This window comes from Burkholderia sp. BCC0397 (assembly GCF_902832865.1).
Classification (GTDB): domain Bacteria; phylum Pseudomonadota; class Gammaproteobacteria; order Burkholderiales; family Burkholderiaceae; genus Burkholderia.
On record NZ_CADFDL010000002.1, the window covers coordinates 301,031 to 313,560 of the forward strand.

Annotated in this window: 13 protein-coding genes and 1 pseudogene; 7 read left to right on the plus strand and 7 right to left on the minus strand. The window is 66.3% G+C overall.

Annotation, left to right across the window (positions count from 1 at the left end; genetic code table 11):
• The 4 genes from HWX03_RS06475 to HWX03_RS06490 all read right to left on the minus strand — a co-directional run bounded on the left by HWX03_RS06475 (position 1) and on the right by HWX03_RS06490 (position 3,693).
• Complete coding sequence (locus HWX03_RS06475) at positions 1-1,566, minus strand: methyl-accepting chemotaxis protein (protein WP_175870722.1); 1,566 nt, start codon at positions 1,564-1,566, stop codon at positions 1-3.
• 413 nt (positions 1,567-1,979) lie between these two features.
• Positions 1,980-2,825, minus strand: a complete 846-nt coding sequence (locus HWX03_RS06480) for an MBL fold metallo-hydrolase (protein WP_175871134.1) — start codon at positions 2,823-2,825, stop codon at positions 1,980-1,982.
• A gap of 18 nt (positions 2,826-2,843) precedes the next feature.
• On the minus strand, positions 2,844-3,170 hold the full coding sequence (locus HWX03_RS06485; protein ID WP_175870723.1) for a hypothetical protein: 327 nt from the start codon (positions 3,168-3,170) through the stop codon (positions 2,844-2,846).
• Positions 3,163-3,693: a sugar ABC transporter gene (locus HWX03_RS06490; protein WP_175870724.1), complete on the minus strand. Its 531-nt coding sequence runs from the start codon at positions 3,691-3,693 to the stop codon at positions 3,163-3,165. Before HWX03_RS06490 ends, HWX03_RS06485 begins: the two co-directional genes overlap by 8 nt.
• A 169-nt stretch (positions 3,694-3,862) precedes the next feature.
• On the opposite strand from HWX03_RS06490, the gene HWX03_RS06495 reads away from it, so the two are divergent.
• The 3 genes from HWX03_RS06495 to HWX03_RS06505 are packed head-to-tail and all read left to right on the plus strand — an operon-like array spanning position 3,863 to position 6,115.
• On the plus strand, positions 3,863-4,756 hold the full coding sequence (locus tag HWX03_RS06495; protein WP_175870725.1) for a LysR substrate-binding domain-containing protein: 894 nt from the start codon (positions 3,863-3,865) through the stop codon (positions 4,754-4,756).
• 49 nt (positions 4,757-4,805) lie between these two features.
• The gene (locus tag HWX03_RS06500) at positions 4,806-5,753 is read left to right on the plus strand and encodes an alpha/beta fold hydrolase (RefSeq protein WP_175870726.1); all 948 of its coding nucleotides are present in this window, start codon (positions 4,806-4,808) and stop codon (positions 5,751-5,753) included.
• The gene (locus HWX03_RS06505; protein WP_175870727.1) at positions 5,750-6,115 is read left to right on the plus strand and encodes a hypothetical protein; all 366 of its coding nucleotides are present in this window, start codon (positions 5,750-5,752) and stop codon (positions 6,113-6,115) included. Before HWX03_RS06500 ends, HWX03_RS06505 begins: the two co-directional genes overlap by 4 nt.
• 48 nt (positions 6,116-6,163) lie before the next feature.
• Here the strand turns inward: HWX03_RS06505 and HWX03_RS06510 are convergent, their stop codons facing one another.
• Positions 6,164-7,069 carry a LysR family transcriptional regulator gene (locus HWX03_RS06510; RefSeq protein ID WP_175870728.1) on the minus strand — a complete coding sequence of 302 codons (906 nt, stop codon included), beginning with the start codon at positions 7,067-7,069 and terminating at the stop codon, positions 6,164-6,166.
• Between the two features lie 116 nt (positions 7,070-7,185).
• Here HWX03_RS06510 and HWX03_RS06515 point away from each other — a divergent pair, with 116 nt between their 5' ends.
• Positions 7,186-7,776, plus strand: coding sequence for a flavodoxin family protein (locus HWX03_RS06515; RefSeq protein WP_175870729.1), 591 nt, complete (start codon positions 7,186-7,188; stop codon positions 7,774-7,776).
• A 70-nt stretch (positions 7,777-7,846) separates the two neighbouring features.
• Positions 7,847-8,902: an aldo/keto reductase gene (locus HWX03_RS06520; protein ID WP_175870730.1), complete on the plus strand. Its 1,056-nt coding sequence runs from the start codon at positions 7,847-7,849 to the stop codon at positions 8,900-8,902.
• Between the two features lie 82 nt (positions 8,903-8,984).
• Here the strand turns inward: HWX03_RS06520 and HWX03_RS06525 are convergent, their stop codons facing one another.
• Both HWX03_RS06525 and HWX03_RS06530 read right to left on the minus strand, forming a co-directional pair.
• Positions 8,985-9,212 (minus strand): tautomerase family protein, encoded by a 228-nt coding sequence (locus HWX03_RS06525; protein WP_175870731.1) that lies wholly within the window; start codon positions 9,210-9,212, stop codon positions 8,985-8,987.
• A gap of 42 nt (positions 9,213-9,254) precedes the next feature.
• A complete protein-coding gene (locus tag HWX03_RS06530) occupies positions 9,255-9,938 on the minus strand; it encodes a TetR/AcrR family transcriptional regulator (protein WP_175870732.1) in 684 nt (227 codons plus the stop codon).
• Positions 9,939-9,991: 53 nt separating this feature from the next.
• On the opposite strand from HWX03_RS06530, the gene shc reads away from it, so the two are divergent.
• Positions 9,992-12,052, plus strand: coding sequence for a squalene--hopene cyclase (gene shc, locus HWX03_RS06535; protein ID WP_175870733.1), 2,061 nt, complete (start codon positions 9,992-9,994; stop codon positions 12,050-12,052).
• Positions 12,053-12,078: 26 nt separating this feature from the next.
• Positions 12,079-12,420: pseudogene (locus HWX03_RS06540) on the plus strand (transporter substrate-binding domain-containing protein); the annotation flags it as partial.
• Positions 12,421-12,530: the final 110 nt, after the last annotated feature.

The following is a 12,530-nucleotide window of genomic DNA, read 5'->3' on the forward strand; positions in this document are numbered from 1 at the left end:
TCACGCGAGCGCCGCTTCGCGCAGACGGAACTGCGCGACCGCCGCGCTCAGCCGCGCGCCCTGTTCGTCGAGCGACAGCGCCGCGGCCGCCGCCTCCTCGACCAGCGCGGCATTGCGCTGCATCGTCTGCTCCATCTGGATCACCGCGGCGTTCACCTGCTCGATGCCCGACGACTGCTCGTCGAATGCCTGACTGGTTTCGCCCATGATCGCGTTGACACGCTCGACCGCCGCGACGAGCTCGGCCATCGCCGAGCCGGCCCGTGCGACGAGGCCGCTGCCGTCTTCGACGCGTCGCGCGGAATGACCGATCAGGTCGCGAATTTCCTTCGCCGCCGCCGCACAGCGCTGGGCGAGCCCGCGCACCTCGGTCGCGACGACCGCGAAACCGCGCCCCTGCTCGCCCGCACGCGCGGCTTCGACGGCGGCGTTCAACGCGAGGATGTTCGTCTGGAACGCAATGCTCTCGATCACGCCGACGATGCCGGAGATGCGCGTGGAGCTGTGCGAAATGTCCGACATCGTCTCGACGACGCGCTGCATCGCTTCGCCGCCGCGCGACGCGATGCCCGCCGCGCCCTCGACGTACGTGCGCGCATCGCGCGCGTTGTCCGCGTTCTGGCGCACGGCCGCCGTCAGTTGCTCGACGCTCGCGGCCGCCTGCTGCAGCGACACGGCCTGCTGCTCGGTGCGTGCAGACAAATCGACGTTGCCGCTCGCGATCGTGCGCACGTCGCCGACGATCGTCTCGGTGCTCGCGCGCACCTGGCTCACGGTATCGACGAGGCCGTCCTGCATCCGCTTCAGCGCATTCAGCAGATACGCCATCTCATTCTCGCCCGGCACGACGACGGCGCCGGTCAGGTCGCCTTTCGCGATTTTCTCGAACTGCGCGACCGCAAGCTTGATCGGCTCGATGATCGCCTTCGCGAGCACGCGCTGCGCCAGGAACCCGACGACGAGCGCCAGCACCGCGACCGCCCCCATCCCCCACACGATCCGGTGGAAATGTACGCCGGCCGCATCGTAGCGGGCCTTCTGGCGCGTGACCTGGAACGATTCGAGCGCGTCGATCGCCGCCTGGTAGGCGGCGAACAACGCGGGCGGCGCGGTGCGCTGCGTGTCGAGGAAGTTGAATGCGTCGTCGCCGTCGAGCTGCGACAGCGCCTTCAGGAACACGCGGTCGAGCAGCGCGCGCCGGCGGTTCTGCAGCGTATCGAACAGCGCCTGCTCGCTGGCGTCGCGCGCGTGCAGACGCGTGTACGCATCCAGTTCGTCGTTGCTCTGCTTGAGCAGCGTGTGAAGTTGCGCGACTTCCTCCTTCGCGGGCTGGCCGGCGCTGATGATCTGCGCGACGTCGCTCATGCGTTCGCGCAGCACGAGCATCCGCTCGGAGCTGGTCTTCAGGTGCAGCAGCGACGCGGTGTCGTCGCGGTACATCGCCTCGAGCGAGCCGTTGCCGATGTAGAGAGCCGCGATGCAGGCGCCGACCACCAGCACGAGCAGCACGGTATAGCCGGCGATGGTCGCGACGAGTCCACCACGGATAGTGAGTTGTTTTCGCATGACGTTCCCTTGAGCCGGCCGGGCACGGCCAGTGGCGGAGGTGAATTCCGGAACACGAACGACGCGCGCCGTGACGCAATACGCGGCGCGAGGGGCTGCGAACGGGTTAACGGCGCGGGGAACGGGCGGCTTTTATCCGCACGCGACGCGAATCTTGACGATTGCGACAGAGGGGGCGGCAGCAGCGCGGCGACTCACCGTCGCCGAGCCTCGAACGAATCGCGCCGGCCGACAGGTCCCGCCGGTGCGTGGCGATCCGCCAAACGTTTCCGCACGCGTCCTTCACCATCGCCCGCCCGTCGCCGTCCGGCCTGTCGGCGGGCGCTTCCAGCGGGATCGCGTGCGCCGCGAGCGCCCGTCGACAAGTTGAATCGGTGTCCTCGACATACACGGATGGAAACGCCGGCACCGCGTCACGCGTCGGTCTCGTAAAACAGGCCGTATTCGCCGTTCGTTCGCCTGATTCGCGCGAACCCGGCTTCCCCCAAATGCATGCCGGCGATCAGCAGCCCTTCCGAGCTGACCCGGTCGAGCAGCCGCGCACGCGTCGTCGCCGCCTGCGACGCGTCCTGGTCGAACGCAATCGACACGTCCGGCCGCTCGATCTGGATGTGCGGAAAATGCACGATGTCGCCCCACACGAGCAGGCCCTGATCGCCGGATTCGAGCACATATCCGGTATGTCCGTCGGTATGCCCCGGTAGCGGCATGGCAGCGATTCCGGGCAGCACCTCGCCTGCATCGAAGGTCCGGAGCGCGTCGCCGTAAGCGTCGAATGCCTGACGCGCGATCCGGAAATTGCCGCGCGCGCGCTCGCTGGCGCGGCTCAGATTGCCGTCGTCCCGCCAGAATTCGACCTCGCGTCGATGCGCGACCAGCTCCGCATTCGGAAACGCCACCTGTCCGGCGGCATTCACCAGCCCGCCGACATGGTCGGGATGGGCGTGGGTGAGCAGCACGGTGTCGATCGCGGCCGGATCGATGCCGGCGAGCCGCAAATTGTCCTGCAGGCGGCCGCCCCATTGCCTGATGCCGCCGGCCCCGGCGTCGATGAGAATCGTGCGGCCCGCTGCACGCACCACGTAGCAGTTGATATGCACGGCGGACGGCGCCTGCTGCCCGGCCGCACGCTGCATCCCGGCCGCGTCGGTCACGTCGATATTCGACAGGAAATCGAGGCTGGCCGTCAGGTAGCCGTCGCTGATCGCGGTGATCGTGAAATCCCCGACACGCTGGCCTGGAAACGTAACGTTGGACATCATGCTTCTCCGGCGCGGCTAGTTTCGGGCGTGAAGGTTCGGCACGGCATGACCGAAGCAACGGATGCGCGCCGTCAGCCCCGTGCGGCGCACGATGGCGTGATCCAGCGCTTCCATGAACGCGTTCATGACCGCGGGCGGGCGAGACGATTCCACGCGATACCGGATGTCCGCGAAAACGGGATGCCCGCATCCGTGCCGAACCGCCACGTAAATGACGTGGACGTTCCGGACTTCTGCGTAAAGGACACGCGTACAGAGTTCGATGCAGTCGCCGGAAAGTTCGGCGAGGCGCGCGTCAGGCGGCATACGGTCCGCATCGATATGGAAAGTCACGTTAGGCATCGTGGGCCTTCTTCGTCAATTGCGCCGTCATCGGTGCGTACAGGTCGAGGCCGGCCGGCACGTTGCCGGCAAGTGGCGCGTCGCGCCGCGGCAAGACCGCAAGCCAGCGGCGTGCTGGAAACTGCTCCAACGCCACGACCTGCATGGCCAGCGGCTTCAGGCCCAGTTCGATCAGCGAGTCGGGCCCGCTGGCGCTCAGCACGAGCAGTTCGTCGGCATCGACCGCCGGCGCACGACTGATATCGCTGTAGAGGTTGCGATGCCAGTCGGTGATGTGCTGCTGCCACCGCGCGAAATTGCCGCCGCCCTTCTGCCGATATTCATCGCCGGTCAGCACGTCGAGGCCGTCGATCGTGTGAACGGCCAGATAAACCGGGCAACCGTCGCTTATCGCCCTGAAACGCTGCGACGTGTGAAAGCCGGCGACCGAGATGAGGGCCGGCAGCTTTTCAACGCTGTAGAAGTCGTTCCATTCGGCTTCGCTGTCAGCGTCGGCGAAGCTGCATTCCACGGTATAGATCATGGGATTGTCCTGTGTGACGGATCCGCATCCAGCGCTTCGAATGCGGGATATTCAGTGCAGTGACGTAATGCTAATCTGCCGTTTTTCGCGTAGATATCGACTTAAAGTCAGCCTTCAATGATATTTATTCAAGCTGACAGTCGAGCGCGCCCCGACCGGCGAGACCCCGATGCGACGCAAGATCCCGAGCAATTCCGCGCTGCTGGCCTTCGAAGCCGCGGCCCGACACGGCAGCTTCGCGCGCGCCGCCGACGAGCTGGCGCGCACCGAGGGCGCCGTCAGTCGCCAGATTGGCCGGCTGGAAGCGTTCCTCGGCGTGACGCTGTTCGAGCGCGTCGGCAACCGGGTGCGGCTTGCCCCGAACGGCACGCGATACGCGGTGCAGGTGCGCGAGATTCTGGATCGGCTGGAACGGGACAGCCTGTATCTGATGGGGCAGCCCGTCGAAGGCGCGAGCATCGACATCGCCGCGAGCCCGACCTTCGCGACCCGCTGGCTGATCCCGCGGCTGAAGCGCTTTCAGGATCGCCATCCGACCATCACCGTGCACATCGCCGAACGGATGGAACCCTTCCTCCTGGCCGGCAGCGGGTTCGACGCGGCCATTCATTTCGAGCATCCGGCCTGGGCCGGCATGCATCTGTATCCGCTGCTGGAAGAGGTGCTGGTGCCCGTCTGCAGTCCGGCGCTCGTCGAACGCGCTGGCGCGACTCCGTCGCTGGATGCGCTGCCGCGCCTTCACCGGCGGCAGAATCCGGACGCGTGGCAACTCTATGCACAGGAGACCGGCATCGAGCTGACCAATTCGGCGGTCGGCCCGCGATACGATCTCCATTCGATGCTGATCGAGGCAGCGCTGGCCGGCCTGGGTGTCGCACTGGTGCCGCGCCTTTACATCGAGGCCGAGCTTGAACAAGGGCGGCTGGTCGCGCCCTGGCCCGATGGCAAAGCGATTACGAAAAACTTTTGCCTCGTGCTACCCGAGCCGATCGAATTGAGCGCGGCGCCGGTGCGGGCGTTTGCAGAGTGGATGCTTGACGAGGCGCGGGACTCGGCGCGTTGATGCCGTGCCTGATGTTCATCGCCACACGGATTCGGAAGGCCCTTCACAGATGATGCAGACAGAAATCGAAACACCGGGGCCGGCCGGCCCGCTGAAAGGCACGCTGTTGTCTCCGGCTGCGGACGATGTTCCGGTGGTGCTGATCGTGCCGGGATCGGGTCCGACCGACCGCAACGGCAACAATCCCTACGGCATCCAGGCATCGACCTATCGTTTGCTTGCCGAAGGATTGCTCGATCAAGGCATCGCGTCGGTTCGCATCGACAAGCGCGGCCTGTACGGTAGCGCATCGGCGATCGCGGATGCGGACGACGTCACGATCGACGACTACGCAGCAGACGTCCGCGCGTGGGTGACGGCGATCCGGACGCGAACCGGTGCGCGCCGCGTATGGGTGCTGGGGCATAGCGAGGGAGGATGGGTTGCGTTGTCGGCGGCGCGGCAAACCGCCGACACCTGCGGTTTGATCCTCGTGTCCACGCCGGGACGTCCGCTCGGACAGGTATTGGCGCAGCAACTGCAGTCGAACCCCGCGAATGCCGCCGTTCTCGGCAACGCGATGTCGATACTCGAATCGCTCGAAGCCGGGAAGACGGTCGACGCGACCGGCATCGATCCCGCACTGATGCCGTTGTTCAGGCCGCAGGTTCAGCGGTTCCTGATGAGCGAACTGGCCATCGATCCGGCGGCCCTGCTGGCCGGCTATACGAAGCCGGTGCTGATCGTGCAGGGCGCGCGGGATATTCAGATTGGCGTGCAGGACGCGCAACGGTTGAAGGACGCTAGTCCATGCGCCCGGCTGACGATTGTCGCGAATGCCAATCACGTGCTCAAGACCGTTCACACTGCCGCGCTCGACGAAAACCTGGCCGCGTATTCGAACCCGGATCTTCCTTTGGCGAACGGCGTGGTGGAAGCCATTTCGGCGTTCGTTCTGGAATCGACGGCAGGCGAGCTGGATCACCCCGCGCTTTCGCAACGGAAAGACGAGCGATGACGAGCCTGATTCGATTCCGGGTTCGGCCGGTGTATCACGGGAGCGATCTGCTGGTCGAGGTACTCGACGACCATCGCGCAGCCGACTTTCCGGATCTCGCCGCGATCCTGCGGGATGCGCTGCATGCCGTCCGGCTCGCGCATCCGGACGGCCTCGACGACCCGCAGGTCGCCTTGTCGCAGGACCGCTATTTCAGCTATTGGACGTATGCTCGCGGTCACTATGAAATCGACGACGATATCTGGGGATGGTGTGTCACCGCGCCGGTCAACAACCGGGCCATCGTCGCGGACATCGAACAAGCGCTGCTGGCGACCGAAAGATTCATCCAGGAAGCCGTGGATGTCGGCAAGTTTGCGTGACGCAAAGAGATCGCATCCGCCGGCACTTCGAACCACGCCACCATTCCGCTAATCGAGGTACGGCTCCAACACGCCCCCGATCCAGTCCATGAAAGCCCGCACGCGCGGCGAAAGATTGCGCCGATGCGCGACGACGAGCGACGCGGCGAGCGGCTCGGGACGCAAGTCCGGCAACACCTCTACGAGCGCACCGCTTTCGATGTGATGCGCGAGCGCCGAATAGCCGGCCTGGATCAGCCCGATGCCCGCCAGCCCGGCCGCATGATAAGTCTGGACACTGTTGACCTGCATCGCGCTGGGCAACGGTAGCCACGCATAGCCGTCGCCGTCCGGGTATTCCCATCCGGGATGCCGCGCGCCGAGCGTCAGCGTGTAGTGGATCATCTTGTGTCCCTGGCTGTGCAGATCGCCGAGCGTATGCGGCACGCCATGCCGCGCCAGATAGTCGGGGCTCGCCGCATTCGTCATGCGCAGCTTGCCAAGCGGCCGGGCAATCAGCGTTTCGTCGGTGATCGGACCCAGCCGGATCACGCAATCGAACCCTTCCCGAACGAGATCGACACGCCGGTCGGTACTGGAAAGTTCCAGCTCCAGGTCCGGATGCGCGGCCATCAGTTGCGGCAGCGCCGGCACCACGACACTGCGCGCCAGCTCCGTGGGCATGTCGACGCGCAACCTGCCGCGCAGCGATGTGCCGCGCCCCGAGAACATCGACTGCAATTCCTGCACTTCGGCGAGCAGGTCGGTTGCACGCGCATAGAACGCACGGCCGTCCTCGGTGAGCTGCACGCGCCGCGTGGTCCGATGCAGGAGGGCGACACCCATGTCCCGTTCGAGTGCGCGGATGACCATGGACACCCGTCCTTTCTGAATACCCAGGCTTTCGGCGGCACGCGTGAAGCTCGCCATTTCGGCGACACGGGCAAAAATCAAAAGCGCGTCAAGGTTCTGCATTGTTCATCCGGAAAGTAACAGAACGTTCAATCTGTCGTCGTTTATAACCCGATTGCGGCTCGGTAGAGTGAGTTCCCACGTCGTCTGAACGACAACCCGAACGAAAGGAAACCACCATGATTCAACACAATCCGCCGGTAAAAACGGTCGTGGTCTACCACTCCGGCTACGGCCATACGCAACGCATGGCCGCCGCTGTCGCGGACGGCGCCGGCGCCGTACTCGTCGCGATCGATGCCGACGGCAACCTCGCCGACGACGCGTGGAACACGCTGGCCTCCGCGGATGCAATTCTGTTCGGCTCGCCGACCTACATGGGCGGCCCGAGCTGGCAGTTCAAGAAGTTCGCGGATGCGTCGTCGAAGGTCTGGTTCGAAAGCGGCTGGCAGAACAAGATCTTCGGCGGCTTCACCAATAGCGCGAGCATCAACGGCGACAAGCTCAATACGCTCGAATACTTCTTCCTGCTGGCCGGCCAGCACGGCGGCATTTGGGTCAGCATGGACATCAAGCCGGCCAACCTGAAAGCGTCGACACGCGACGACCTGAACCGCATGGGCGCCTACATCGCGCCGATGGCGCAGACGCCGGCCGATGCGTCGCCCGACGAGATGTCGCCGGGCGATCTCGAAACGGCCCGCCGCTATGGCGCACGCGTCGCGGCGATTGCCGGGCAGTTGCGGGCCGGCAAGTCACGCGGCGAATGACATTCCGACGTGCGGGGCGCCACCGGCCAGCGCCCCGCATTGTGTCCGGCCGATTCTGAAGGGCGCGTCAATGAAATACAAGCAATTGGGCCGCACCGGCCTGTATGTATCCGAGCTGTGCCTCGGCACGATGACGATGGGCGGCAACGCGGATGCCGGCATGTGGGCGGCGATCGGCGCGGTCGGCCAGGACGACGCGAACCGTTTGATTGCCCGCGCACTCGACGCAGGCATCAACTTCATCGACACCGCCGATATTTATTCGTTCGGCCAGGCCGAACGCGTGGTCGGGCAGGCGCTGCGGGACATCGGCGTGCCGCGCCACGAGATCGTGCTGGCGACGAAGACGGCCGGCGTGATGGGCGCGGGCCCCAACGACCAGGGCGCGTCGCGCGGTCACATCATGGATTCGGTGCAGCGAAGCCTGGAACGGCTCCAGGTCGACCATATCGACCTGTACCAGATTCACGCGAGCGACCCCGTCACGCCGATCGAGGAGACGCTGCGTGCGCTCGACGATCTCACGCGGCAGGGGCTGGTCCGTTATGTCGGCGTGTCGAACTGGCGCGCGGGCAAGATCGGTAAGGCGCTCGGCCTGAGTGCCGCGCTTCACGCCACGCGCTTCGAGACGCTCCAGGCCTACTATTCGATCGCCGGGCGCGACGTGGAGCGCGAACTGGTTCCGCTCGCCGTCGACGAGCAGATGGGACTGCTCGTGTGGTCGCCGCTCGCCGGCGGATTGCTGTCGGGCAAGTTCGGCCCCGGTGCGTCGACCGAAGCGGGTGCGCGGCGCGGTTATTTCGATTTTCCGCCGGTCGATCTGGAGCGGGCCTGGCCGTGCGTGGTGGAGATGCGCGCGATCGCCGACGCGCATGACGTCTCGGTCGCGCGGATCGCGCTCGCGTGGTTGCTCGCCAGGCCGGCAGTCACGAGCGTCATTATCGGCGCCAAGCGGATCGACCAGCTCGACGACAATCTCGGCGCGGTCGATGTCGTCCTGACCGACGAAGAACTGGCGCGTCTCGACGCCGTGAGCGCGTTGCCGCCCTGCTATCCCGGCTGGATGATCGCGCGTCAGGAAGCGGGCAGACTGCCCCCGTCGTTCACGCGCGCTGCGTCGAAATAGGCGCGGCGACGCTTCGTCGTCGCTTCGGCACGGGTGGTGGCGAAGCCGCCCGTGCCGAAGCGGGCGCGCCTGCGATGCACGCTTACATCCGGTAGCCCGGTTTCTTGTACAGCGTTCCGGCACATGCGTCGATATCCAGACGATAGACATCTTCCTTCCATCTATTCGATGGAATTTCCTCGAAGCCAACTGAAACGGACTCCTCACCATAACCGAGTATCTCCATCACGTCGCGCGTGATCGCGTCCGCCAGACGTTGCTTCTGTTCCTCGGTTTTCCCGGGCCAGGCTTTGACGATGATGTGAGGCATGGCATCCTTCTCCGACATTCGACAACGACCCTGCGTCGCGCATCACTTCGGGAACACGCCCTTGCTCATCGCATCGAGCTGCCGAACGATCTCGGCGCGCAGTTCGGCCGATACCTCGACGCTGTCGAGCAGTTCCGAAATCCACAACCCGTCGGCCGCGAGCCGGCAGATCATCAGCGTCGCGGCCTGCTCGAGCGGCACCGGGTCGGGCCGCGTCCATTCGCGCATCGGCACCGACCATCGCGCGCGCGTGTCCGTCTCGGTGATCATCGACGCGACCAGCACGCGCAGCACATCGGTACTCGCGGCCGGATTGGCCGCATCGAGCACCGCATGCAGATACGCGCGCGCCGCCGCGCCGCTGCCGTCGGCATCCGCCGCCATCCGCGCGGCCATCTGCGCGCCGAACCGCTCGGTCGCCTGCCCGAACAACGCATCCAGCAGCCCCTGCTTGTTCGCGAAGTGATATTGCAGCGCGCCTTTCGTCACGCCGGCGCGCTCGGCCACCGCATCGAGCGTCAACGCGGCCACGCCGTGATGCGTCGCGATCTCCGACGCGGCCGCCAGCAATTGCGCGCGCACCTGGTCCGGCGCTTTTTTTCGCCGCACGCCGGCCACGGCGGCGGCCGGTGCCGATGATCCTTCGGGCGCCCGTGCGTCGGGCATTCCAGCCGGTTCGACGGGCGCGGACACGTCGCGCGGCGCGGGTTCGAGGCGTTTTTTCATGGGGCGGATGGTAGCATCCGCGCGTCTCGATATAAACATTCCGGCTGGATGGTATGATCCGCCGCATGAACAAATCGGCCCCCTCTCCCTGGTCCGCGCTCGACACTGCCATCGCCCGTGGACGCGACGCACTCGTGCGTCTTCAGCAGCCCGACGGCAGCTGGTGTTTCGAACTCGAATCCGACGCGACGATCACCGCGGAATACATCCTCATGATGCATTTCATGGACAGGATCGACGACGTGCGCCAGGAGAAGACGGCGCGCTACCTGCGCGCGAACCAGCGGCTCGACACGCACGGCGCATGGGCGCTGTACGTCGACGGCGCGCCGGACGTGTCGTGCAGCGTGAAGGCGTACTTCGCGCTGAAGGCGGCCGGCGACAGCGAACAGGCGCCGCACATGATCCGCGCGCGCGACGCGATCCTGAAGCTCGGCGGCGCGGCACGCTCGAACGTGTTCACGCGCATCCTGCTCGCGACGTTCGGCCAGGTGCCGTGGCGCGCGGCGCCGTTCATGCCGATCGAATTCGTGCTGTTCCCGAAGTGGGTGCCGATCTCGATGTACAAGGTCGCGTACTGGGCGCGCACGACGATGGTGCCGCTGCTGGTGCTGTGCTCGCTGAAGGCGCGTGCGCGCAATCCGCGCAACGTCTCCATCCGCGAGCTGTTCGTCACGCCGCCGGAGCAAGAGCGCCAGTACTTCCCGCCCGCGCGCGGCATGCGCCGGCTGTTCCTCGCACTCGACCGCACGGTCCGCCATATCGAGCCGCTGCTGCCGAAGCGCCTGCGGCAGCACGCGATCCGGCATGCGGAAGCATGGTGCGCGGAACGGATGAACGGCGAGGACGGGCTCGGCGGCATCTTCCCGCCGATCGTCTACAGCTACCAGATGATGCAGGTGCTCGGCTACCCGGACGACCATCCGCTGCGGCGCGATTGCGAAAACGCGCTGGAGAAGCTGCTGGTCACGCGGCCGGACGGCAGCGTGTATTGCCAGCCGTGCCTGTCGCCGGTATGGGACACCGCCTGGAGCACGATGGCGCTCGAACAGGCGCGCGGTGTCGCGACACCGGAAACCGGCGAGCCGGCCGGCGCGCGGCGCGAGCTCGATGCACGCATCGCCCGCGCGTACGACTGGCTGGCCCAGCGGCAGGTGAACGACCTGCGCGGCGACTGGATCGAGAACGTCCCGGCCGACGTCGAACCGGGCGGATGGGCGTTCCAGTACGCGAACCCGTACTACCCGGACATCGACGACAGCGCGCTCGTGACCGCGATGCTCGATCGCCGCGGCCGCACGCATCGCCACGCGGATGGCACGCACCCGTATGCGTCGCGCGTCGCCCGCGCGCTCGACTGGATGCGCGGGCTGCAATCGCGCAACGGCGGCTTCGCGGCGTTCGATGCGGACTGCGACCGCATGTATCTGAACGCTATTCCGTTTGCCGATCACGGCGCGCTGCTCGATCCGCCGACCGAGGACGTGTCGGGCCGCGTGCTGCTGTGCTTCGGCGTGACGAAGCGCGCGGAAGACCGCGCGTCGCTCGCGCGCTGCATCGACTACGTGAAGCGCACGCAGCAGCCCGACGGCAGCTGGTGGGACCGCTGGGGCACGAACTACCTGTACGGCACGTGGAGCGTGCTGGCCGGCCTCGCGCTCGCCGGCGAGGACAAGTCGCAGCCCTATATCGCACGCGCGCTCGACTGGCTGCGCGCGCGGCAGCATGCGGACGGCGGCTGGGGCGAGACGAACGACAGCTACATCGACCGGAAGCTGGCCGGCACGAATGGCGGCGAGAGCACGTCGAACTGCACCGCATGGGCGCTGCTCGCGCAGATGGCGTTCGGCGACTGCGAAGCCGATTCGGTGAAACGCGGTATCGCGTATCTGCAGTCGGTGCAGCAGGAAGACGGCTTCTGGTGGCACCGCTCGCACAATGCGCCGGGCTTCCCGCGCATCTTCTACCTGAAGTATCACGGCTATACCGCGTACTTCCCGCTGTGGGCGCTCGCGCGTTATCGGCGGCTGGCGGGCGGGAAGGATGCGGGCGCAACCACGTCGTCCGCGTCCGGCGCATCCGCCACACGCGCAACGGACAGCGCGCTCGCCTGAGCCGGAACCCCGGCCGAAACGGCAACGCGCGCGAGAAGTGGGCGGCCGCGAAGGTCGAGGTCGTGCCGTATCCGAGCTACGACCAGGCATATGCGGATCTCGTCACCGGGCGCGTCGACGGCGTGCTGATGGATGCCGTGCAAGGCCAGCTCGGGTTCCTGGCGATACCGCGCGGCAAGGGCTTCTCGTTCGCGGGCGGCGTGGTGTACGACGCGAAGATCATGGGCAACGGCGATGCGGCGGGCGGGCGCAAGGCCGACACCGACCTGCGCGACGCGCTGAACCGCGCCATCGTGCAGATTCGCGGCGACGGCACCTACAACACGATCCAGTCGAAATACTTCGACTTCGACATGTACGGGAATTGACGGTACACGCGGGTTTGGTTTCGCTCGTGCGACTCATGCGAGCGCTGCGTCGCGCAGCGCTCGACGATTCGGCTGTGCCACGTCGCGCCGAGCAGTCGCACCGCAGCCGG

Coding starts and splice junctions, on each gene's coding strand:
- HWX03_RS06475 (WP_175870722.1), bottom strand. CDS start 1,566: ATGCGAAAACAACTCACTATCCGTGGTGGACTCGTCGCGACCATCGCC.
- HWX03_RS06480 (WP_175871134.1), bottom strand. CDS start 2,825: ATGTCCAACGTTACGTTTCCAGGCCAGCGTGTCGGGGATTTCACGATC.
- HWX03_RS06485 (WP_175870723.1), bottom strand. CDS start 3,170: ATGCCTAACGTGACTTTCCATATCGATGCGGACCGTATGCCGCCTGAC.
- HWX03_RS06490 (WP_175870724.1), bottom strand. CDS start 3,693: ATGATCTATACCGTGGAATGCAGCTTCGCCGACGCTGACAGCGAAGCC.
- HWX03_RS06495 (WP_175870725.1), top strand. CDS start 3,863: ATGCGACGCAAGATCCCGAGCAATTCCGCGCTGCTGGCCTTCGAAGCC.
- HWX03_RS06500 (WP_175870726.1), top strand. CDS start 4,806: ATGATGCAGACAGAAATCGAAACACCGGGGCCGGCCGGCCCGCTGAAA.
- HWX03_RS06505 (WP_175870727.1), top strand. CDS start 5,750: ATGACGAGCCTGATTCGATTCCGGGTTCGGCCGGTGTATCACGGGAGC.
- HWX03_RS06510 (WP_175870728.1), bottom strand. CDS start 7,069: ATGCAGAACCTTGACGCGCTTTTGATTTTTGCCCGTGTCGCCGAAATG.
- HWX03_RS06515 (WP_175870729.1), top strand. CDS start 7,186: ATGATTCAACACAATCCGCCGGTAAAAACGGTCGTGGTCTACCACTCC.
- HWX03_RS06520 (WP_175870730.1), top strand. CDS start 7,847: ATGAAATACAAGCAATTGGGCCGCACCGGCCTGTATGTATCCGAGCTG.
- HWX03_RS06525 (WP_175870731.1), bottom strand. CDS start 9,212: ATGCCTCACATCATCGTCAAAGCCTGGCCCGGGAAAACCGAGGAACAG.
- HWX03_RS06530 (WP_175870732.1), bottom strand. CDS start 9,938: ATGAAAAAACGCCTCGAACCCGCGCCGCGCGACGTGTCCGCGCCCGTC.
- shc (WP_175870733.1), top strand. CDS start 9,992: ATGATCCGCCGCATGAACAAATCGGCCCCCTCTCCCTGGTCCGCGCTC.